Source organism: Pseudomonas frederiksbergensis (assembly GCF_000802155.2).
GTDB classification, from domain to species: Bacteria; Pseudomonadota; Gammaproteobacteria; order Pseudomonadales; family Pseudomonadaceae; genus Aquipseudomonas; species Aquipseudomonas frederiksbergensis_A.
This window is the reverse complement of the sequence record NZ_JQGJ02000003.1, coordinates 267,609-286,848: the sequence shown is the minus strand read 5'-3', so window position 1 is coordinate 286,848 and position 19,240 is coordinate 267,609. Positions and strand designations below refer to the sequence as shown.

The following is a 19,240-nucleotide window of genomic DNA, read 5'->3' as shown; positions in this document are numbered from 1 at the left end:
TTATTCATGGGTTTGCTCCCGGTGGACTTGAGCTATGGCCAGGCGATCGCGGGTCAGATAGGTCGCGGCGGCTTGTCGGATGTCATCCGGAGTCACTTTTTTCAGGTCGGCAATTTCGTCGTTCATCGATCGCCAGGGCAGACCGTTGCTTACCAGGGCGCCGAGGTAATAGCTCTGCCCTTCTATCGAGTCCTGGCCGTAAATGTTTTGCGCGATCAGTTGCGTTCGGGCTCGTTCCAGTTCATCAGCCGCGGGGGGATGGGTTCGTAGCTTTTCAATTTCTTGCCACACGCGCGCCTCCGCGTCATCGAGCGAGCCGGTGTAGGCATTGGAGATATGGCCGTCGATCAACAAAAGACCGTCGCCACGTGCCAGCCAGTTGTACTGGGAGGATAGAGTGGAGAACAGCGAGGTCTTGAATTGAAGCTGCGATTGCAGGCGGGCACTGCTTGAACCCGCCAGTAGCGTTTGCAGCAAGCGCAGCGCGTGCACGGTTCGTGGAGGCTCGGCGGTCACCAGCACCGGGACATTGAACGCAATCAGTAATTGCCGAGAGGCGTCGGGTACATTAAGGATGAGCCTGCGCTCGCCGGGTCGGTCCAGCTCCAGCGGTGCGCGCGCCATGGTGAAAGGACGGGCGGCTACCGCACCGAAGTACTTTTGTGCCAGCCGCTTGACCTGTTCAAGCGTGACATCGCCAACCACGACCAACACGGCATTTCCCGGCGCATAGCGGGTTTGATACCAGTCGCGCAAGTCAGCGATGTCGAGTCGCTGCAGGTCGTGTGCCCAGCCGATGGTGGGCGTGCGGTAGCCACTTGAAAGGTGGGCCAGGCTAAGAAAGCGTTCCAGGGCCAGCTCCCCAGGTTGGTCCTGGCCCTCGCGCCGTTCTTCCTGGATGACGGCGATTTCCGGCAACCAGTCTTCGGCGCGCAGGTGCGCAGTTGACATGAGGTCTGACATCAGTTCGAACGCGACGCCCAAGTGACGAGGCTCAAGAGTTTGATGATGTACGGTGAAATCTTTCCCGGTAAAGGCATTGTATTGAGCGCCCAGGGAACCCAGGATTTCCATGGCCTCGCCCGCACAACTCTTGTGGCTACCTTTGTAGACCATGTGTTCCAGTGCGTGAGACAGCCCTGAACGGCTTGGCGCTTCGTCGGCCGAACCCACTCTGAACCAGAGTTGCGAGCTGACCAGTGGCGCACGATGATCTTCGCGCACCACCACCTTCAGGCCATTGTCCAGGGTGAATTCGTGGGTCGGTGGGGAGTCGGCCTGGGCGATTAGTGGCGCCAGCCAAAAAACAAGCAGCATCCGGCTGCGGAAAAAGTCCATGGATGTATCGTCCTCAGTGAATTACAGAAATTGTGTAATCACTGTGGCGTTTCCAGGTTGGTGATGGGCGGTAACTATGTACCGCACTTTTCAAGTTCTCTACTGTTCAGTCCGGGACGATGGTTCCAGCACTGCGCTGCCAAAGTGCATAGAAGACCTGTCCGGATTTCTGCTCGCGATGCAGGCGCCAATTGCTCGGCAGTCCCAGGGTGGACGGGGCGGTCTCGCTTTCAGTGTAGACCCAGGCATCCTCGGCCAGCCACTGACGTTCCTCGAGCAAGGCGCAGACTGTCGGCAGCAGGTTTTGATTGAACGGCGGGTCGAGGAACACGAGGTCGAAGCGGGTCGCCGGTTGGCTGTCGAGGTAACGCAGCGCGTCGGCCGTCTGCACCTGGCCGACGGTGCAGCGCAGGGTGCCGAGGTGTTCCTTCAGGCTGGAAACCGCCAGGCTGCTGGCGTCCAGCGCCTGGCCCATGGCGGCACCACGGGACAGCGCTTCGAGAAACAACGCGCCGCTGCCGGCAAACGGGTCGAGCACCTTGGCGCCCGCGACGTAGGGTGCGAGCCAGTTGAACAGGGTTTCGCGCACCCGGTCCGGTGTCGGCCGCAGTCCTGGGGCATCCGGGAAGCTCAAGCGTCGGCTGCGCCATTCACCGCCAATGATGCGAAGTTGGTTCACACCGTTGTGCGTGGGTTTGCGGGTGGAACTCGATGAACGGGCCATTAGTGCTCCGGAACCCCGAGCGGCTGCTCGGCAGGTTTGTCAGTGAGCGCCGGCAACGGCTTTTGCGGGACGGTCGGGCCAGCGGTGACGATGACCATCTTGTCGGTGCTCAGGTGTTTGTTCAAAGCTGCCTTGACCTGCTCGACCGTCAGTTCCTGGGACTGGCGCATGAAATCTTCCAGGTAGCTCAGCGGCAAATCATAGAAGCCCATGGCGCCAAGCTGGCCAACGATGTCGCCGTTACTGGCGGTGGACAGCGGGAAACTCCCGGCCAACTCGCGCTTGGCGTCATCGAGTTCTTTCTGGGTCGGGCCGTTCTTGAGGTAATCGGCAAACACGTCCTGCACCAGCTTGAGCGTACCTTCACTCATCTCGGCGCGGGTTTGCAGATTGATCATGAACGGACCGCGAGCTTGCATCGCCGTGAAACCTGAGTAAACGCCATAGGTCAAGCCGCGTTTTTCCCGTACTTCCGTCATCAATCGCGTACCGAAGCCTCCGCCGCCGAGGATCTGGTTGCCCAGGGACACTGCGGCATAATCCGGATCGTCGCGGTCGATGCCCAACTGCGCAAGCATCAGGTTGGTCTGCTTGGACGGGAACTCGATGTGGCTGATGCTCGCCTTCGGCTCTACCGGTGGCGGGGTTTTCGCCAGCGCCGGGCCTTTGGGCAGCGCGGCGGATACCTGGCTGGCGATCGCTTCGGCTTCGGCGCGGGACAAGTCCCCCACCAGCGCGATCACAGCGTTGCCGGCGGCATAGGCCTTGGCATGGAAGGCCTTGGCTTGGGCCAGGGTTATCGGTGGAATGCTCTTTTCGGTGCCATCGCTGGAGTGGGCGTACGGATGATTCCCATACAGGCGTTTCATAAGCTCCAGGCCCGCCAGTTTGCCGGGGTTCTGTTTCTGGTACTCGAAACCGGCAAGCATCTGGTTCTTGATGCGGGCGAACGAGTCGGCGGGGAAGGTCGGTTTGCCGACGACTTCGGCGAACAGCTTCAGTGCCGGCTCACGCTTTTCCGTCGCGCTGAGGCTGCGCAACGAGGCCACGGCCATGTCCCGGTAGGCGCCGTTGCCGAAGTTCGCGCCGAGGCCCTCGAAGCCTTGGGCAATGGCGCTGACGTCCTTGCCGGCCACGCCTTCGTTGAGCATGGCATTGGTCAGCAGGGCAAGGCCTGGGGCATCGCCGTCCTGGCTGCTGCCGGCGGCGAAGGTCAGGCGCAGGTCGAACATCGGCAATTCCCGGGCTTCGACAAACAGGACCTTGGCGCCGTCGGCGGTTTTCCAGGTTTGCACATCGAGCTGGCGCCGGCTCGGCGCCTTATCGTCCAGTTCGGCCAGCGATTGCAATTTGTTGCCTGACTTGGCCTGGTCCAGCGCCTGGCTGGCGTCGGAACTGTTCGTAGGCGACAGGTAAAAGGCCAGCGCGGCGACCGAGGCGACCAGCGCCAGGCCGATCAGCGCCGGGCGCGATGATTTGCGCTCACTCATTGAGCTTTCTCCTCAGGCAGGACATGCGCGACGCTCAAGCGCGGGCGGGTGAAATACAGCTGGGCTGCCTTCTGGATATCCTGCGGGGTCACGCTTTGCAGTTCGGCGAGCTCGGTGTCCATCAGTTTCCAGGACAAGCCGACGGTTTCCAGTTGGCCGATCGCAGTGGCCTGGCTGGTAATGGAGTCGCGCTCATACACCAGGCCGGCGATCACCTGGGCGCGGACGCGTTCCAGTTCCTCGGCGGTCGGGGCGGTCGTCTTCAGCGCTTCCAACAAGCGCCACAGCCCGGCTTCAGCCTGGGCGAGGGTCTTGTTTTTCTGCGTGTTAGGCGTTGCCGACAGGGTGAACAACGTGTCGCCACGGGTAAACGCGTCGTAGTTCGACGACCCGCCCGAGACCAGTTCTTCGCCACGTTCCAGCTGGGTCGGGATCCGGCCGCTGTAGCCGCCGTCCAGCAGGGCCGAAATCAAGCGCAGGGCGTTGACCGAGGCCTTGTCCGTCGCGGTGGCGATGCTCGGTACGTTGAATGCCAGCATGACGCTCGGCAACTGGGTCCGTACATGCAGGGTGATCTTGCGTTCGCCGGGCTCGGCCAGCTCCAGCGGGATTTTCGCCGCCGGTACGTCGCGCCGGGCAATCGGGCCAAAGTAGCGCTGGGCCAGGGTCTTCACCTCGTCCGGCGTCACGTCGCCGACGACGACCAGGGTCGCGTTGTTCGGGGCGTACCAGGATTCGTACCAATGACGCAGTTCGCCGACGGTCATGCGGTCCAGGTCGGCCATCCAGCCGATGGTCGGCGTGTGGTAACCGCTGGCCGGATAGGCCATGGCCTTGAAGCGCTCGAAGGCCTTGGACATCGGCTTGTCGTCGGTGCGCATGCGGCGCTCTTCCTTGATCACCTCGATCTCGCGACTGAACTCCTCCGGCGGCAAGCGCAGGCTCGCCATGCGGTCGGCTTCGAGCTCGAAGGCCACGCCCAGGCGATCCCGGGCCAGTACCTGGTAATAGGCGGTAAAGTCATCGCTGGTGAAGGCGTTCTCTTCGGCACCGAGGTCGCGCAGGATCAGCGACGCTTCGCCGGGGCCGATTTTATCGCTGCCCTTGAACATCATATGTTCCAGGGCATGGGACAAACCGGTCTGGCCCGGCGTTTCGTAGCTGGAACCGACCTTGTACCAGACTTGGGAAACCACCACCGGTGCGCGATGGTCTTCGCGCACGACGACCTTCAGGCCGTTGTCGAGGGTGAATTCATGGGTAGGTTGTGGATCGGCAGCCAAGGCTGAGTAGGGCAGACAAACCGTGCTGAGCAGCAGGCCTGCGGCGCGGCGGGCAAGAGCATTCATTCGTGTTTAAACCTGTCGGGCTGCCTGCCGGGTCTTAGCCTCAGCAGGCGAGGAGGTGCTAGGATAACGGTCCGTTTTACTGGCGGCCACGCCTATCGGGTCTTTTATCGGCCCTGGGTTGTCTGGGTTCTGCGCAGAAACGTCGGGTTTTCTTCTCTATCCCTGCGTTTTCGCCGACGATGCCGTACCAGTCCTTCGAAAAAATCGACCATGAGGTGTCCTGGGGACATTTCGACAATCTGTTGCGCGTGAACAAGCTCGATGAAACGCAGTCTGTTCAGCATCGAATATTTATCACCGAGGCGCCCTCCAGGCGCGTCGCTACCGTGAGATAGCCGTCCTCCATGTTTGGTTCCAACGACGACAAGAAGACCCCAGCTGCGGCTGGCGAGAAAAAAAGCCTGTTCGGATGGCTGCGCAAGAAGCCGCAGGAAACCGTAGTCGAACAGCCTCAACCGCAGCCTGGGCCTGCCGAAGAACCGGTGGTCGAAGAGGCTGCGCCCATTGTCCTGCCGATTGCCGAGCCGGTGTTGCAACCGGCCGAGGCTGAAGCCGAGCCCGTGCATGGGCCAGTGCATGAGCAACCCCTGACCCCGCCAGCCGGGCAGACACCCTGGCTGACCCTGCCCGTGGCGGAAGAGCCGGTCGCATTGGTCGAGGACGCCCAGGCGCCCCACGTCACCCCACCAATTCCTGCCCCGACGCAATCGGAGGAAACACCGGCCGCCGTGGTCGTGCCTCCGGTTCCTGAGCTTGTTTCCGAGCCAGAGGTTGCCCCGACAGAGGTTCCGGCATCGGCCGAGCCGCCGCGTCCTGCCGAGGAGAACAAGGTCGGCTTCTTCGCCCGCCTCAAGCAGGGCCTGTCCAAGACCAGTGCCAGCATTGGCGAAGGCATGGCCAGCCTGTTCCTCGGCAAGAAGGTCATTGATGACGAATTGCTCGAAGACATCGAGACTCGCCTGCTGACCGCCGATGTCGGCGTCGAGGCCACCTCGGTGATCATCCAGAGCCTGACCCAGAAGGTCGCCCGCAAACAGCTGACCGATGCCGATGCGCTGTACAAATCCCTGCAGGGCGAACTGACCAACCTGCTCAAGCCGGTGGAAAAACCGCTGGTGGTTGCCTCGCAGAACAAGCCGTTCGTGATCCTGGTCGTTGGCGTCAATGGTGCCGGCAAGACCACCACCATCGGCAAGCTGGCCAAGAAGCTGCAGCTCGAAGGCAAGAAAGTCATGCTCGCCGCGGGCGACACCTTCCGCGCCGCCGCGGTCGAACAGCTGCAAGTGTGGGGCGAACGCAACAAGATCCCGGTGATCGCCCAGCACACCGGCGCCGACTCCGCTTCGGTGATCTTCGACGCCGTGCAAGCGGCCAAGGCCCGTGGCATCGATGTGCTGATCGCCGACACGGCCGGTCGCCTGCACACCAAAGACAACCTGATGGAAGAGTTGAAAAAGGTTCGCCGGGTGATCGGCAAGCTCGATGCCGACGCGCCCCATGAAGTGCTGCTGGTACTGGACGCTGGTACTGGCCAGAACGCTATCAACCAGGCCAAGCAGTTCAACCAGACCGTCGAACTGACCGGGCTGGCCCTGACCAAGCTTGACGGTACCGCCAAGGGCGGGGTGATCTTTGCCCTCGCCAAGCAATTTGGCCTGCCGATTCGCTACATCGGCGTGGGTGAAGGCATCGATGATTTGCGCACCTTCGAAGCCGAGCCGTTTGTCCAGGCATTGTTTGCCGAGCGGGAGCATTCATGATTCGTTTCGAACAGGTCGGTAAACGCTATCCGAACGGTCACGTCGGCTTGCATGAGCTGAGCTTTCGGGTCCGTCGTGGCGAATTTCTGTTTGTTACCGGCCATTCCGGTGCCGGTAAAAGTACCTTGCTGCGCCTGCTATTGGCGATGGAACGGCCCACCACCGGCAAATTGTTGCTGGCCGGCCAGGACCTGAGCACCATCAGCAACGCCCAGATTCCCTATCTGCGGCGCCAGATTGGCGTGGTATTCCAGAATCACCAGTTGCTGTTCGATCGCACGGTGTTCAACAACGTGGCGCTACCGTTGCAGATTCTTGGATTGTCCAAGGCTGAAATCAACAAGCGCGTGGACTCGGCGCTGGAGCGCGTGGCCCTATCGGACAAGACCGACCTGTACCCGGGCGACCTGTCCACCGGCCAGCAACAGCGCGTCGGTATCGCCCGCGCTATTGTCCATCGTCCGGCCTTGCTGCTGGCGGATGAACCCACCGGTAACCTCGACCCGCGCCTGGCGGCGGAAATCATGGGCGTATTCGAAGACATCAACCGCTTGGGCACCAGCGTGCTGATCGCCAGCCATGACCTGGCGCTCATCGCACGCATGCGCCATCGCATGCTCACGTTGCAACGCGGCCGATTGATTGGCGACGGGGAGGCAGGCGTATGAGTGCTACCCGCAGCCCGAAAGTGGCCGAACGCGTTGCCCCGAAGGGCACCGATCCGCAGCCGCAAAAGAAAAAGCGCGACGATGACGACGGCCCGGATTTCACCACGCTGTTGCACGCCTGGATCGAAAGCCATCGCGCCAGCCTGCTCGACAGCCTGCGGCGCCTGGGCAAGCAGCCGATCGGCAGCTTCTTTACTTGCCTGGTCATGGCAGTGGCCTTGAGCCTGCCCATGGGCTTGTCGCTCCTGCTGAGTAATGTGGAGCGCTTGGGCGGCTCCTGGCAGCGAGCAGCGCAGATCTCCCTTTATTTGCAACTGGATGCGACGCCGGGTGAAGGCGAGGCACTGCGTGAACAGATCAAGGCCATGCCGGGCGTGGCCGATGCCGAATACGTGGGGCGCGAGCAGGCGCTTGAAGAGTTCCAGCAGCAATCCGGCCTGGGCGAAGCCCTCAAGGAACTGCCCGAGAACCCCCTTCCGGGCGTGGTGCTGGTTACCCCGAATGAGGTCGACAAGCCGACCCTTGAAGCATTAAGACAAAGACTTTCCGAATTGCCGAAGGTACAACAAGCGCAACTTGATCTAGTCTGGGTCGAGCGTCTTGCGGCGATCCTCAAGCTCGGCGACCGCTTTGTCTTCGGTCTGACGGTGCTTCTGGTTTCCGCATTACTTTTGGTGATAGGCAATACCATTCGTCTTCATATTGAAAACCGCCGCACCGAGATAGAAGTGATTAAACTCGTCGGCGGGACGGACAGTTATGTGCGCAGGCCCTTTCTTTATATGGGAGCGCTGTATGGCTTCGGTGCCGGCATCCTGTCCTGGGGCGTATTGGCGTTCGGCCTGGACTGGCTGAACGATGCGGTAGTGGGGTTGGCCGGTTTGTACGGCAGCGATTTCTCGCTGGCCGGTGTGCCAGCCGCCGACGGTCTGTCGCTCTTGCTTGGCGCGGTGCTGTTGGGTTATATCGGTGCATGGATTGCGGTAGCACGCCACCTGCGTGAGCTTGCTCCAAAATAGTATTTGTTGCGCGTATTGACCTTTCAGTTTTTGTGGGAACTTGTCCTACGGTTCCCGGTCAATTTTCGCAGTGCTGAACTGCACGAGTTATGTGAGTCGGAGGTTTTTTCGTATGACCACTTCTTTGCAACCTGCTTATGCTCTAGTCCCGGGTGCGAACCTCGAGGCTTATGTGCATACGGTGAACAGCATTCCATTGCTGACGCCCGAGCAGGAGCGTGAACTGGCCGAGAGTCTCTATTATGAGCAGGATCTTGAGGCGGCTCGGCAGATGGTGCTCGCCCACCTGCGTTTTGTCGTACATATCGCCCGCAGCTATTCCGGCTACGGGCTGGCCCAGGCCGACCTGATCCAGGAAGGCAACGTTGGCCTGATGAAGGCGGTCAAGCGTTTCAACCCGGAAATGGGTGTACGCCTGGTGTCGTTTGCAGTGCACTGGATCAAGGCGGAAATCCACGAGTTCATCCTGCGCAACTGGCGGATCGTGAAAGTCGCGACCACCAAGGCCCAGCGCAAGCTTTTCTTCAACTTGCGCAGCCAGAAGAAACGCTTGGCTTGGCTGAGCAACGACGAAGTCCATCGCGTGGCTGAAAGCCTTGGCGTAGAGCCTCGGGAAGTGCGCGAGATGGAAAGCCGCCTGACGGGCCATGACATGGCCTTCGATCCGGCCGCCGAAGCGGACGACGACAGCGCTTTCCAATCGCCAGCCAACTACCTGGAAGACCACCGGTATGACCCGGCGCGACAACTGGAGGACGCTGATTGGAGTGACAACTCCAACACCAACCTGCACGAAGCGCTGGAAGTGCTTGACGAGCGCAGCCGTGACATTCTCTACCAGCGCTGGCTGGCCGAGGAGAAAGCCACGCTGCACGACCTGGCGCAGAAGTACAACGTGTCGGCCGAGCGGATTCGCCAGCTTGAGAAGAGCGCGATGAACAAGCTCAAGGTGTCGATCGCGGCTTGACCTGCGGTAGCAGCTATAAAAAACGCCCCGATCAGTGATGATCGGGGCGTTTTTGTTTGTGTGATGCAAACGTCAACTTCATCCCTGTGGGAACGGTGCTGGGTTACTGCGCCCAAGGCGCCCGTCGCGCCCGATCGAGCTCCAGCAGATAACTGTCGCCGCCCAATTGGTTCATCTGCTGGCGAATCCACCCCGCCCGCCTAAGCACATAGGGGCTCGGCCGGCTGGCGCTCCATTTCCGCGGGTTGGGCAATACCGCGGCCAGCAGGCTGGCCTGTTGCCGTGACAAGCCGTCGGCACCGATGCGAAAGTGATGCCGCGCCGCCGCTTCGGCCCCGAACACCCCGTCATCCCACTCAACACTGTTGAGGTACACCTCGAGGATCCGTTGCTTGGGCCAGAACACCTCGATCAGTGCAGTGAACCAAGCTTCCAGCCCCTTGCGCAGCCAACTGCGGCCCGACCACAGGAAAAGGTTTTTTGAGACTTGCTGGCTAAGGGTGCTGGCGCCACGAATCGAACCGCCGCGCCCGTTATGGGCGAATGCGGCCTGGATCGCGCCGATGTCGAAGCCCCAGTGCTCGGGGAATTTCTGGTCTTCGCCAGCGATTACAGCGACCTTGAGGCTGTTGGAGATCCGGTCCCAAGGCTGCCAGTCACGCTGCAGGTCGATCGGCTCGCCGCCGAACCAGGACTCAACCTTGCGCTCGATCATCAGCGCGGTGAACGGCGGTGGCACCACGCGAAACAGCAGCACCAGCACAACGCTGCCGACGGCGAACCAGAGCAGGGCTTTGAGAAATCGTCGAAACAATGTACGCAGCATAGAGATGGCTTGGCCGAACCCGTCGAGCGGGCCATTATACAGACCCTGCCCACCGAGTCTGACTGGAGTTCCCATGTTGCGTAGCTTTCTGATGCTGGCGGCTTTTTTTGGCTTCACCGGCGTCGCGCTGGGAGCATTTGCCGCCCATGGCCTGAAAAACCGCCTGAGCGCCGATTACCTGGCGATTTTCCACACCGGGGTTACCTACCAACTGGTGCATACACTGGCGCTGTTTGGCGTCGCATTGTTGGCTACGCACATCCCTGGCCGTATCGTCACATGGGCCGGGATTTCGTTTGTGGTCGGCATCCTGCTGTTCTCCGGCAGCCTTTATTTGCTGACGCTCACCGGGATCAGCAAGCTGGGCATCATCACCCCGTTCGGCGGCGTGGCGTTTTTGATTGGCTGGCTGTGCCTGGGCCTTGCCGCCTGGCGGCTGAGCTGACCAGCAAGTCCATTTCATGACGAATGGCTTGGGTCGCCCAGACTGATCGGGCTAGAATGCCAGCCCCTAAAAATGATGGCGGCATCCGGCATGCGCATTCAATTGAACGGCGAACCCCTTGAACTGCCCGACGGCGAAACCGTTGCGGCCCTGCTCACCCGTCTGGAACTCGCCGGACGCCGTGTCGCAGTGGAACTCAACCTGTATATCGTCCCGCGCAGCCAGCATGCCGACACCACGTTGAACGATGGCGACAGCGTCGAAGTGGTCCATGCCATCGGCGGCGGCTAGGCGCCTCGGTTTCGCAGCCTTTCGCAAGAACCTCACCCCTACAGAGGATTTCCCATGAGCATCGTTCGTAGCGACAAGCCCTTCGTCCTGGCCGGTCGTACCTACCAGTCGCGCTTGCTGGTAGGCACCGGCAAATACCGCGACATGGAAGAAACCCGCCTGGCCATCGAAGCCTCGGGCGCCGAGATCGTGACCGTGGCCGTGCGCCGCACCAACATCGGCCAGAACCCGGGCGAACCTAACCTGCTGGATATCCTGCCGCCGGATCGCTACACCATCCTGCCGAACACTGCCGGTTGCTTCGACGCCATCGAGGCCGTGCGCACCTGTCGCCTGGCCCGTGAGCTGCTCGATGGCCACAACCTGGTGAAGCTGGAAGTGCTGGCGGACCAGAAAACCCTGTTCCCCAACGTGATCGAGACCCTCAAGGCTGCCGAGACCCTGGTCAAGGAAGGTTTCGACGTGATGGTCTACACCAGCGATGACCCGATCATCGCCCGTCAACTGGCGGAAATCGGCTGCATCGCGGTGATGCCGCTGGCCGGCCTGATCGGCACCGGCCTGGGGATCTGCAACCCGTACAACCTGCAGATCATCCTGGAAGAAGCCAAGATCCCGGTATTGGTGGATGCCGGTGTCGGTACTGCCTCCGACGCCACCATCGCCATGGAGCTGGGTTGCGAAGCGGTGCTGATGAACTCGGCCATCGCCCACGCCCAGCAGCCGATCCTGATGGCCGAAGCCATGAAGCACGCCATTGTCGCCGGGCGCCTGGCGTACCTGGCCGGTCGCATGCCGAAAAAACTATACGCCAGCGCGTCCTCGCCGCTGGATGGTCTGATCAAGTAAGAGCCATTGATGACTGAATCGAACGACACGCCGGTCCTTCCGGAAGACGGCGAAGAGCGCCAGCACCGCCGCATCAAGAGTTTCGTGATGCGCGCCGGGCGCATGACGGAAGGCCAGCAACGCGGCCTGGAGCAGGGTGCCCCGCTTTACGTCCTGCCCCTGGCGGACGCACCGGTCGACTTCGACCAGGTTTTCGGCCGCTCAGCGCCGCGCTCGCTGGAAATCGGTTTCGGCATGGGTCACTCGCTGTTGGAGATGGCGGCTGCCGCGCCGGAGCAGGATTTCATTGGCGTGGAGGTTCATCGTCCGGGCGTGGGTGCGCTGCTCAATGGCGTCCTGACTCAAGGGCTGACCAACCTGCGGGTCTACGACTGCGATGCCATCGAAGTGCTCAACCGCTGCGTGGCTGACAATAGTCTCGACCGGCTGATGCTGTTCTTTCCGGATCCGTGGCACAAAAGCCGCCATCACAAGCGCCGGATCGTCCAGGCGTCGTTCGCCGAGCTGGTGCGTAGCAAGTTGAAGGTCGGCGGTGTGCTGCACATGGCCACCGACTGGGAACCCTATGCCGAATACATGCTGGAAGTCATGAACGTCGCCCCGGGTTATCGCAACCTGGCCGAAGACGGCAAGTGCGTGCCGCGCCCGGCCGAACGGCCGATCACCAAGTTCGAACGCCGTGGCGAACGGCTTGGGCACGGGGTTTGGGATTTGAAGTTCGAGAAGCTGTCCTAAACACCGCGCGATAAAAACTGTGGGAGCGCCGAACCGTCGCTCCCACATTGTTTTGAGGTGTAGGCGGGGTTCAGCGCCGATCCGCCACCACACCAATCAACACCAATACCACCAGCAATACCGGCGCCAGGCTGTAGTTGTTGAACTGGCTCAAGCCCCGGACGATCCACGGCGTGGCGTAGATCAACGCGGCGCCGCTGCCGATCATGCACAGCAGGGCAATCAGCGGGACGCGCAACGCGCCGGCGATGCTGCCCAGGCGTTGTTCGACCCAGCCCTTGATATCGGCACCAAACAGCACCAGCAAGCAACCTACCAATGCCAGGGAGATTTCCGACAGGTTGCTGCGGCTCCAGCGGGACACGGTGGCGAGCAGGTCGAGTACCAGATCCATTCGATTTCCTTGTATTGATCAGCTCAGAAATTTCTGCAGCAAGTCGTTGAGAAACAGCTGTCCGCGCTCGGTCGCCGCCAGACGTGACGGTTCGACCTGCAACAACCCACTTTGTTCGGCCTCGCGCCGGCCTTCGGCCAGGCTTTGAAGTGGCAGCCCGGTGCGCTCCGGGTACAGCCTCGCTTCCACGCCTGCGGTCAGGCGCAGGGCGTTCATCAGGAACTCGAATGGCAGCTCTTCGTTGGCGAGGTTTTTTTCGCCGGCCAGGAAACGCTTGGCCGGGTTGAGGTAATCCTTGGGCAAGCGGGTCTTCCAGGTGCGCACGATGCGCCCGTCCGGATGGCTGAGCTTGCCGTGGGCGCCGGCGCCGATGCCGATGAAGTCGCCGAAGCTCCAGTAATTGAGGTTGTGCCGCGCCGCTCGCCCGGGCTGGGCATAGGCCGAGACTTCGTATTGGGCGTAGCCGTGTTTGGCGAGCAGGGCTTGCCCGGCTTCCTGGATGTCCCACAGCGTGTCGTCTTCCGGCAAGGTCGGCGGCTGGTTCCAGAACACCGTGTTCGGCTCCAGCGTCAGCTGATACCAGGACAAATGGGTGGGCTTGAGGGCGATAGCCTGGCGCAGATCGCTCAGCGCGTCTTCGAGGGACTGGTCGGGCAGGCCATGCATCAAGTCGAGATTGAAGTTATCGAACCCGGCCTGGCGAGCCATGCCGGCGGCGCGCACCGCCTCGTCACCGTTATGGATCCGGCCCAGCGCTTCTAGCTTGGCCTGCTGGAAGCTCTGGATGCCGATGGACAGGCGATTGATGCCCAGCGCCCGGTAGGCGAGGAATTTTTCTTGCTCGAACGTGCCGGGGTTGGCTTCCAGGGTGATCTCGATGTCCTGGGCGAACGGTATCCGCGCCTCGACCCCCTTGAGCAATCGGCCCAGGGCTTGGGCGCTGAACAGGCTCGGGGTGCCTCCTCCGAAAAAAATCGAGCTCAGCGGGCGACCGTAGACCGCATGCAAGTCCTGGTCGAGGTCGGCCAACAGGGCGTCGACGTATTCCTCTTCCGGCAACTGCGGGCTGGCGGTGTGGGAGTTGAAGTCGCAATACGGGCACTTGCGCACGCACCACGGGATGTGGATGTACAACGCCAGGGGCGGCAGCACCGGCAGCGGCGCCCGAGGTGTTTGTGCACCGCCGTGGATCAGCGGTGCGGGAGAGTCGGTGGTCATTGCAGGCCCAGGCGTTGACGCAGCAGGGCCATGGCGCGGGCGCGGTGGCTCAGTTGGTTCTTTTCCACCGGTCCCAGCTCGGCGCTGGAGCAATTGCGCTCCGGTACCCAGAACAATGGGTCGTACCCGAAACCGTGCTCGCCGCTGGCTTCAGTGAGAATGCGCCCGTGCCACAAGCCTTCGCAGAGGATCGGCAGCGGATCGTCGGCATGACGCACCAGGGCCAGCACGCAAACGAACTGTGCGCCGCGCTCGGCTTCAGGCACCTCCTTGAGGGCTTCGAGCAGCTTGGCGTTGTTCGCCGCGTCACCTTTGCCGTCGGCGTAACGGGCCGAATAGATGCCTGGCGCGCCGCCGAGGAAATCCACCGCCAGGCCGGAATCGTCGGCCAGCGCCGGCAGGCCGGAGATGCGTGCTGCATTGCGGGCCTTGAGGATGGCGTTCTCGACGAACGACAAGCCGGTTTCTTCCGGCTCGACCTGGCTGAATTCGCCGATCGAGCGCAGTTGCACCGATCCGCCGAGCATCGCCTGCAGTTCCTTGAGCTTGCCGGCGTTGTGGCTGGCCAGTACGAGTTGGGTAAGGTTCATCATTGGCCCGGGAACAGTTCCTGGTTGAAGTTGATCGTGTTGATCTTGTCGCCCGTCTGCACCTTGATTTCAAAAGTGCGGGTTTCCTGCTGGTCCACCGGGTATTGGGCGATGTAGTAGATCGCGCCGGCTTCGGTGATCTGGCGGAAGGTGAGCGGGACCGTCTTGCTGGTCAAGTCCTTCACCGTCCCGCTGACTTGGGCGATCAGTGGCTTGCCGCCCTTGATGACCGAGACATTGATCACGCCCTGGTTCTTGCTGCGGATCAACTCGGCGGCCTTGGCGATGTCGGGCGTCAGGAAGGTGGAGTTGAACGTGTTGTAGTGCACGGTGACGTCACCGAACACTTCCTTGCGCTCGGCCTTGATGACATCGGCGGCCATGGCGCCGACGCTCAGGCAGGTGGTGATTAACAGCAACGCTAGACGTTTCATGTCGTGCTCCTGAAAAGGCTGGTGCTCATACGGCGACCCGGTGGTCGGCGAGGCCCGGGCTGCTGACCCGATAGATGCCTATTTCACCTAACAGATTAGGCCATAGCTTGCTGGCCCACCCGTGGCGGTGCTGCTGGTCCACCGCCAGACGGTCGATGACCTTGGCTTTGCGCTCGCGGCACAGTTCTTCGAAATCCTCGAACGTACAGAAATGAATGTTCGGTGTGTTGTACCAGGTGTAGGGCAAGAACTCCGACACCGGCATCCGCCCCTTGCTCGCCAGGTACCAGCGGCAGCGCCAGTGGCCGAAGTTGGGGAAGGTGATGATGCACTGGCGACCGACGCGCAGCATTTCGTCGAGGATCTTGTCCGGGTAATGCACGGCTTGCAGGGCCTGGGTCATGACCACGATGTCGAAGCTGTTGCTGGCAAAATTGCCCAGCCCCTTGTCCAGGTCCTGCTCGATGACGTTGATGCCCTTGGCCACGCATTCGGCGATGTTGTCCGGGTCGTTTTCCAAGCCGTAGCCGGTGACTTGCTTGTTGTCGCGCAGCCAGGTCAGCAGTTCGCCGTTGCCGCAGCCCAGGTCGAGCACGCGGCTGCCGGCGGGGATCCATTCCTGGATGATGTCCAGATCGGCTCTCATGGCGTCCTCACAGCGTAATACGGTTCATGTAGTTGCCGAACGCCTGCAGGTAGCGCGGGATCGGGATCAAAAAGGCGTCGTGGCCCTGGGGGGCGTCGATTTCCAGATAGCAGACGTCCTTGCGCGCGGCCATCAGCGCGTCCACCAGCTCCCGCGAACGGGCCGGGGAAAAGCGCCAGTCGGTGGTGAACGACATCACGCAGAACTTGGCGGTGGCATTGGCGAAGGTCTTCGCCAGGTCATCGTCGAAATTCGCCGCCGGGTCGAAGTAGTCCAGCGCCTTGGTCATCAGCAGGTAGGTGTTGGCGTCGAAACGTCCCGAGAACTCCTCGCCCTGGTAACGCAGGTAGCTTTCGACCTGGAATTCGACGCTGTGGAAGTCGTAGTTGAGCTTCTCGCTCTTGAGGCCACGGCCGAATTTCTCACCCATGGAGTCGTCGGACAGATAAGTGATATGCCCGACCATCCGCGCCAGCATCAGCCCGCGCTTGGGGATCACGCCGTGTTCCTGGAACGAACCGCCGTGGAATTCGGGGTCGGTGAGGATCGCCTGGCGCGCCACTTCGTTGAAGGCGATGTTCTGCGCCGACAACTTGGGCGCCGAGGCGATTGCCAGGCAATGGCGCACGCGGTCCGGGTAGGTGATCGTCCATTGCAGGGCCTGCATGCCGCCGAGGCTGCCGCCGATCACCGCCGCCCATTGGCCAATGCCGAGGTGGTCGGCCAGGCGCGCCTGGCTGTGGACCCAGTCTTCCACGGTCAACACCGGGAAATCGGCGCCGAAGGGCTTGCCGGTCTCCGGGTTGATACTGCTCGGGCCGGTGGAGCCGTTGCAACCGCCGAGGTTGTTCAGGCTGACCACAAAGAAACGGTTGGTGTCGATGGGCTTGCCCGGACCGATACAACTGTCCCACCAGCCGGGCTTGCGGTCGTCGGCGCTGTGGTAGCCGGCGGCGTGGTGATGCCCCGACAAGGCGTGGCAAATCAGCACGGCGTTGCTCGCCGTGGCATTGAGGGTGCCGTAGGTTTCGTAGATCAGGTCATAGGCTGGCAACGAACGGCCGCAGGCCAGGGCCAGGGGCTCGCTGAAATGCGCCATTTGCGGCGTCACCAGACCAACGGAATCGGGGGGAAAGGCAGCTGGCATCGACCCTGCTCTCGTTGAAATGAGGCGTAAGTCTAAAGACCGCTGTGGCAGGCGGCAAGCAAACGGCGGCGCTGATTGTCCGCTGATACAAACCCTGTGGTGACTGGATCTATCGGTGGCGAGGAAGCTTGCTCCCTCGCCACAGGAAAAGTTGCAGCGTGCTTTAGATCAGCACCCGCAGGATCTCCGGCATCATGGTGATCGCCGCCAGGTTGTTGATCACCAGCATGTCGATCAGCTTGATCACCATGAACGCCAGGATTGGCGAGATGTCCAGGCCACCCAGGTTCGGCACGATGCGGCGGAACGGCGCGAGGGCCGGCTCGCAGATCTGGTTCACCAGCTCGGCGCCTGGGTTGTGGCTGCCCGGCGCGACCCAGGACAGGATCACGCTGATGATCATCGCGAAGAAGAATATGTTCAGGAACAGCGCAGTCACACCAATGAGCGACCAGATCAGCAATTGCAGCGGATTGCCGGTGGTGCCGTAGGTCAGCAGCAGGGTCAGGGCCATCAGCGCCAGCTGCACCAGGATCGCCAACACCAGTGAAGACATGTCCAGGCCGAACAGGCTCGGAATGATCCGGCGCAACGGCTTGAGCAGTGGCTGGGTAGCCTTGACGACGAATTGGCACAGCGGGTTGTAGAAGTTGGCGCGCACCAGTTGCAGCACGAAGCGCATCAGCACGATCAGCAGGTACAGGCTGCCGAGGGTTTGCAGGACATAGACCGCTGCAGTGTTCAATCCAATCATGAATGGCTCCTTATTGGCCCAGTTGTTCGGCCATTTCGGCCGAGCGGTGCGCGGCGGCGCCGAGTGCTTTTTCCACGAGGGCTTCGAAGCCGCCAGCCTGGAATGATTTGATGGCCGCTTCGGTGGTGCCGGCCGGCGAGGTCACGCGGCGACGCAGCTCCGCCGCATCGACATCACTGGACACCGCCATGTGCGCGGCGCCGAGAGCAGTCTGCAAGGTCAATTGCGCAGCGGTTTCCCGTGGCAAGCCGAGTTTTTCGCCGGCGGCGGTCATGGCTTCGATCAGCAGGAAGAAATACGCCGGGCCCGAGCCGGAGACGGCGGTGACGGCGTCCAGTTGCTGCTCGGTGTCCAGCCACACTGCCAGGCCCACGGCCGATAGCAATTGTTCGGCCTGCTGGCGTTGCGCGGTGGTCACTTGTTCGGTGGCGAACAGGCCGCTGACGCCCTGGCGCAGCAGCGCTGGGGTGTTGGGCATGCAGCGTACGATCGGCTGGGCACCGAGCCAGTTGTTCATGCTCGCGCAGGTAATCCCGGCGGCAATCGACACGATCAGTTGATGCGGCTGTAGATTCGGGCGAAGGGCTTCGCAGACGCTTTTCATCGCTTGCGGCTTGACCGCCAGCACTACGACGTCCGCGCCATCGATGGCCTTCGCATTGTCGGCGAAGGTTTCGATGCCGTGCTCGGCGCTCACCCGGTTGCGGGTCTCTTCACCCGGATCGCTGGCGCGAATCTGCGCAGCTTCCAGGCCCTTGGCCCGCAAGCCGCCGATCAGGCTGGCGGCCATGTTGCCGGCGCCGATAAAGGCAATACGCGTGTTGCTCATGACGGGTCCTTATAAAAAGTGAGTGAGTCAGCTGGGCGATTGGCCATAGTCGCGAGCCCCGAACAGCGCAGTACCGATGCGCACCCAGGTGGCGCCTTGGGCAATGGCGGATTCGAGGTCGTGGCTCATGCCCATCGATAACGTATCCAGGGGCAGGTCCAGGCTGGCTTGCAGGCGCTGGACGGCGGCAAATGAGGCATCCTGTTCGGTGCGGTCGTCGGTCGGTTCGGGAATGGCCATCAACCCGCGCAACTTGAGGCGCGGCAAGGCACTGATGGCGTTGGCCAGGGCGGGCAAGTCTGCGGGCGTGCAGCCGGATTTGCTGGCTTCGCCGCTGACGTTGACCTGGATGCAGATGTTCAACGGTGGAAGCTCGGCTGGCCGCTGCTCGGACAAACGCTGTGCAATTTTCAAGCGATCCACGGAATGCACCCAGTCGAAATGTTCAGCGATAGCGCGCGTCTTGTTCGATTGAATGGGGCCGATGAAGTGCCAGATCAAGGGCAGGTCGGTCAGTTCGGCCTGTTTGCCCAGTGCTTCCTGCAGGTAGTTCTCGCCGAAGTCACGCAGGCCGGCGGCATAGGCTTCGCGCAGGGCCTGGGCGGGCTTGGTCTTGCTCACGGCCAGCAGTTGAACGCTGTGTCCGGTGCGCTGCGCGGCCTGTTCCGCCGCATGGATGCGCGATCTAACCTGAGCAATGTTGTCTGCTATCGTGGTCATAAAGAAAGGCCAGCGGGTCTGAGGTTCGCGGCATTCTACTGGAATTG

At 61.8% G+C, this 19,240-nt stretch carries 22 protein-coding genes; 8 read left to right on the top strand and 14 right to left on the bottom strand.

Features of this window, described 5'->3' with window-relative positions; translation table 11 throughout:
- The 4 genes from JZ00_RS07260 to JZ00_RS07245 form a co-directional block, all read right to left on the bottom strand.
- The gene (locus JZ00_RS07260) at window positions 1–1,338 is read right to left on the bottom strand and encodes a M16 family metallopeptidase (RefSeq protein WP_039590448.1); all 1,338 of its coding nucleotides are present in this window, start codon (window positions 1,336–1,338) and stop codon (window positions 1–3) included.
- Between the two features lie 106 nt (window positions 1,339–1,444).
- Window positions 1,445–2,062 carry a 16S rRNA (guanine(966)-N(2))-methyltransferase RsmD gene (gene rsmD, locus JZ00_RS07255; RefSeq protein ID WP_039590449.1) on the bottom strand — a complete coding sequence of 206 codons (618 nt, stop codon included), beginning with the start codon at window positions 2,060–2,062 and terminating at the stop codon, window positions 1,445–1,447.
- Window positions 2,062–3,552, bottom strand: coding sequence for a M16 family metallopeptidase (locus JZ00_RS07250; protein WP_039590451.1), 1,491 nt, complete (start codon window positions 3,550–3,552; stop codon window positions 2,062–2,064). Before JZ00_RS07250 ends, rsmD begins: the two co-directional genes overlap by 1 nt.
- Window positions 3,549–4,901 carry a M16 family metallopeptidase gene (locus tag JZ00_RS07245; protein WP_039590453.1) on the bottom strand — a complete coding sequence of 451 codons (1,353 nt, stop codon included), beginning with the start codon at window positions 4,899–4,901 and terminating at the stop codon, window positions 3,549–3,551. The genes JZ00_RS07250 and JZ00_RS07245 overlap by 4 nt, the downstream gene beginning before the upstream one ends.
- Before the next feature lie 344 nt (window positions 4,902–5,245).
- Between JZ00_RS07245 and ftsY the strand changes: the two genes are divergently transcribed.
- From ftsY to rpoH, 4 genes are all read left to right on the top strand, one after another.
- Window positions 5,246–6,661: a signal recognition particle-docking protein FtsY gene (gene ftsY, locus JZ00_RS07240; protein ID WP_039590455.1), complete on the top strand. Its 1,416-nt coding sequence runs from the start codon at window positions 5,246–5,248 to the stop codon at window positions 6,659–6,661.
- The gene (gene ftsE, locus JZ00_RS07235; protein ID WP_024778908.1) at window positions 6,658–7,329 is read left to right on the top strand and encodes a cell division ATP-binding protein FtsE; all 672 of its coding nucleotides are present in this window, start codon (window positions 6,658–6,660) and stop codon (window positions 7,327–7,329) included. Before ftsY ends, ftsE begins: the two co-directional genes overlap by 4 nt.
- Complete coding sequence (gene ftsX / locus JZ00_RS07230) at window positions 7,326–8,348, top strand: permease-like cell division protein FtsX (protein WP_039590458.1); 1,023 nt, start codon at window positions 7,326–7,328, stop codon at window positions 8,346–8,348. Before ftsE ends, ftsX begins: the two co-directional genes overlap by 4 nt.
- Before the next feature lie 112 nt (window positions 8,349–8,460).
- Window positions 8,461–9,315, top strand: coding sequence for an RNA polymerase sigma factor RpoH (gene rpoH, locus JZ00_RS07225; protein ID WP_039590460.1), 855 nt, complete (start codon window positions 8,461–8,463; stop codon window positions 9,313–9,315).
- A gap of 103 nt (window positions 9,316–9,418) precedes the next feature.
- Here rpoH and mtgA read toward each other — a convergent pair whose 3' ends face one another.
- On the bottom strand, window positions 9,419–10,141 hold the full coding sequence (gene mtgA / locus JZ00_RS07220; protein WP_039590462.1) for a monofunctional biosynthetic peptidoglycan transglycosylase: 723 nt from the start codon (window positions 10,139–10,141) through the stop codon (window positions 9,419–9,421).
- A 73-nt stretch (window positions 10,142–10,214) separates the two neighbouring features.
- Between mtgA and JZ00_RS07215 the strand changes: the two genes are divergently transcribed.
- The 4 genes from JZ00_RS07215 to trmB all read left to right on the top strand — a co-directional run bounded on the left by JZ00_RS07215 (window position 10,215) and on the right by trmB (window position 12,461).
- Entirely contained in the window at window positions 10,215–10,586 is a 372-nt protein-coding gene (locus JZ00_RS07215; RefSeq protein ID WP_039590467.1) for a DUF423 domain-containing protein, read from the top strand.
- Window positions 10,587–10,676: 90 nt separating this feature from the next.
- Window positions 10,677–10,877 (top strand): sulfur carrier protein ThiS, encoded by a 201-nt coding sequence (gene thiS / locus JZ00_RS07210; protein WP_039590469.1) that lies wholly within the window; start codon window positions 10,677–10,679, stop codon window positions 10,875–10,877.
- Window positions 10,878–10,931: 54 nt separating this feature from the next.
- A complete protein-coding gene (locus tag JZ00_RS07205) occupies window positions 10,932–11,726 on the top strand; it encodes a thiazole synthase (RefSeq protein WP_003177480.1) in 795 nt (264 codons plus the stop codon).
- Between the two features lie 9 nt (window positions 11,727–11,735).
- Window positions 11,736–12,461, top strand: a complete 726-nt coding sequence (trmB, locus tag JZ00_RS07200; protein WP_039590470.1) for a tRNA (guanosine(46)-N7)-methyltransferase TrmB — start codon at window positions 11,736–11,738, stop codon at window positions 12,459–12,461.
- Window positions 12,462–12,531: 70 nt separating this feature from the next.
- Here trmB and JZ00_RS07195 read toward each other — a convergent pair whose 3' ends face one another.
- From JZ00_RS07195 to JZ00_RS07155, 9 genes are all read right to left on the bottom strand, one after another.
- Window positions 12,532–12,855, bottom strand: coding sequence for a DUF3392 domain-containing protein (locus JZ00_RS07195; RefSeq protein ID WP_014340681.1), 324 nt, complete (start codon window positions 12,853–12,855; stop codon window positions 12,532–12,534).
- A gap of 18 nt (window positions 12,856–12,873) precedes the next feature.
- Window positions 12,874–14,073 carry a radical SAM family heme chaperone HemW gene (hemW, locus tag JZ00_RS07190; RefSeq protein ID WP_039590471.1) on the bottom strand — a complete coding sequence of 400 codons (1,200 nt, stop codon included), beginning with the start codon at window positions 14,071–14,073 and terminating at the stop codon, window positions 12,874–12,876.
- On the bottom strand, window positions 14,070–14,666 hold the full coding sequence (rdgB, locus tag JZ00_RS07185) for an RdgB/HAM1 family non-canonical purine NTP pyrophosphatase (protein ID WP_039590473.1): 597 nt from the start codon (window positions 14,664–14,666) through the stop codon (window positions 14,070–14,072). Before rdgB ends, hemW begins: the two co-directional genes overlap by 4 nt.
- Window positions 14,663–15,097: a DUF4426 domain-containing protein gene (locus tag JZ00_RS07180; RefSeq protein ID WP_039590476.1), complete on the bottom strand. Its 435-nt coding sequence runs from the start codon at window positions 15,095–15,097 to the stop codon at window positions 14,663–14,665. Before JZ00_RS07180 ends, rdgB begins: the two co-directional genes overlap by 4 nt.
- 25 nt (window positions 15,098–15,122) lie before the next feature.
- On the bottom strand, window positions 15,123–15,743 hold the full coding sequence (metW, locus tag JZ00_RS07175; RefSeq protein WP_039590478.1) for a methionine biosynthesis protein MetW: 621 nt from the start codon (window positions 15,741–15,743) through the stop codon (window positions 15,123–15,125).
- Between the two features lie 7 nt (window positions 15,744–15,750).
- The gene (metX, locus tag JZ00_RS07170; protein ID WP_039590479.1) at window positions 15,751–16,890 is read right to left on the bottom strand and encodes a homoserine O-succinyltransferase MetX; all 1,140 of its coding nucleotides are present in this window, start codon (window positions 16,888–16,890) and stop codon (window positions 15,751–15,753) included.
- A 163-nt stretch (window positions 16,891–17,053) separates the two neighbouring features.
- The gene (locus JZ00_RS07165; RefSeq protein WP_039590480.1) at window positions 17,054–17,644 is read right to left on the bottom strand and encodes a YggT family protein; all 591 of its coding nucleotides are present in this window, start codon (window positions 17,642–17,644) and stop codon (window positions 17,054–17,056) included.
- 10 nt (window positions 17,645–17,654) lie between these two features.
- A complete protein-coding gene (gene proC / locus JZ00_RS07160; protein ID WP_039590481.1) occupies window positions 17,655–18,473 on the bottom strand; it encodes a pyrroline-5-carboxylate reductase in 819 nt (272 codons plus the stop codon).
- 27 nt (window positions 18,474–18,500) lie between these two features.
- Window positions 18,501–19,193, bottom strand: a complete 693-nt coding sequence (locus tag JZ00_RS07155) for a YggS family pyridoxal phosphate-dependent enzyme (RefSeq protein ID WP_039590485.1) — start codon at window positions 19,191–19,193, stop codon at window positions 18,501–18,503.
- Window positions 19,194–19,240 lie beyond the last annotated feature (47 nt).

Coding starts and splice junctions, on each gene's coding strand:
- JZ00_RS07260 (WP_039590448.1), bottom strand. CDS start 1,338: ATGGACTTTTTCCGCAGCCGGATGCTGCTTGTTTTTTGGCTGGCGCCA.
- rsmD (WP_039590449.1), bottom strand. CDS start 2,062: ATGGCCCGTTCATCGAGTTCCACCCGCAAACCCACGCACAACGGTGTG.
- JZ00_RS07250 (WP_039590451.1), bottom strand. CDS start 3,552: ATGAGTGAGCGCAAATCATCGCGCCCGGCGCTGATCGGCCTGGCGCTG.
- JZ00_RS07245 (WP_039590453.1), bottom strand. CDS start 4,901: ATGAATGCTCTTGCCCGCCGCGCCGCAGGCCTGCTGCTCAGCACGGTT.
- ftsY (WP_039590455.1), top strand. CDS start 5,246: ATGTTTGGTTCCAACGACGACAAGAAGACCCCAGCTGCGGCTGGCGAG.
- ftsE (WP_024778908.1), top strand. CDS start 6,658: ATGATTCGTTTCGAACAGGTCGGTAAACGCTATCCGAACGGTCACGTC.
- ftsX (WP_039590458.1), top strand. CDS start 7,326: ATGAGTGCTACCCGCAGCCCGAAAGTGGCCGAACGCGTTGCCCCGAAG.
- rpoH (WP_039590460.1), top strand. CDS start 8,461: ATGACCACTTCTTTGCAACCTGCTTATGCTCTAGTCCCGGGTGCGAAC.
- mtgA (WP_039590462.1), bottom strand. CDS start 10,141: ATGCTGCGTACATTGTTTCGACGATTTCTCAAAGCCCTGCTCTGGTTC.
- JZ00_RS07215 (WP_039590467.1), top strand. CDS start 10,215: ATGTTGCGTAGCTTTCTGATGCTGGCGGCTTTTTTTGGCTTCACCGGC.
- thiS (WP_039590469.1), top strand. CDS start 10,677: ATGCGCATTCAATTGAACGGCGAACCCCTTGAACTGCCCGACGGCGAA.
- JZ00_RS07205 (WP_003177480.1), top strand. CDS start 10,932: ATGAGCATCGTTCGTAGCGACAAGCCCTTCGTCCTGGCCGGTCGTACC.
- trmB (WP_039590470.1), top strand. CDS start 11,736: ATGACTGAATCGAACGACACGCCGGTCCTTCCGGAAGACGGCGAAGAG.
- JZ00_RS07195 (WP_014340681.1), bottom strand. CDS start 12,855: ATGGATCTGGTACTCGACCTGCTCGCCACCGTGTCCCGCTGGAGCCGC.
- hemW (WP_039590471.1), bottom strand. CDS start 14,073: ATGACCACCGACTCTCCCGCACCGCTGATCCACGGCGGTGCACAAACA.
- rdgB (WP_039590473.1), bottom strand. CDS start 14,666: ATGATGAACCTTACCCAACTCGTACTGGCCAGCCACAACGCCGGCAAG.
- JZ00_RS07180 (WP_039590476.1), bottom strand. CDS start 15,097: ATGAAACGTCTAGCGTTGCTGTTAATCACCACCTGCCTGAGCGTCGGC.
- metW (WP_039590478.1), bottom strand. CDS start 15,743: ATGAGAGCCGATCTGGACATCATCCAGGAATGGATCCCCGCCGGCAGC.
- metX (WP_039590479.1), bottom strand. CDS start 16,890: ATGCCAGCTGCCTTTCCCCCCGATTCCGTTGGTCTGGTGACGCCGCAA.
- JZ00_RS07165 (WP_039590480.1), bottom strand. CDS start 17,644: ATGATTGGATTGAACACTGCAGCGGTCTATGTCCTGCAAACCCTCGGC.
- proC (WP_039590481.1), bottom strand. CDS start 18,473: ATGAGCAACACGCGTATTGCCTTTATCGGCGCCGGCAACATGGCCGCC.
- JZ00_RS07155 (WP_039590485.1), bottom strand. CDS start 19,193: ATGACCACGATAGCAGACAACATTGCTCAGGTTAGATCGCGCATCCAT.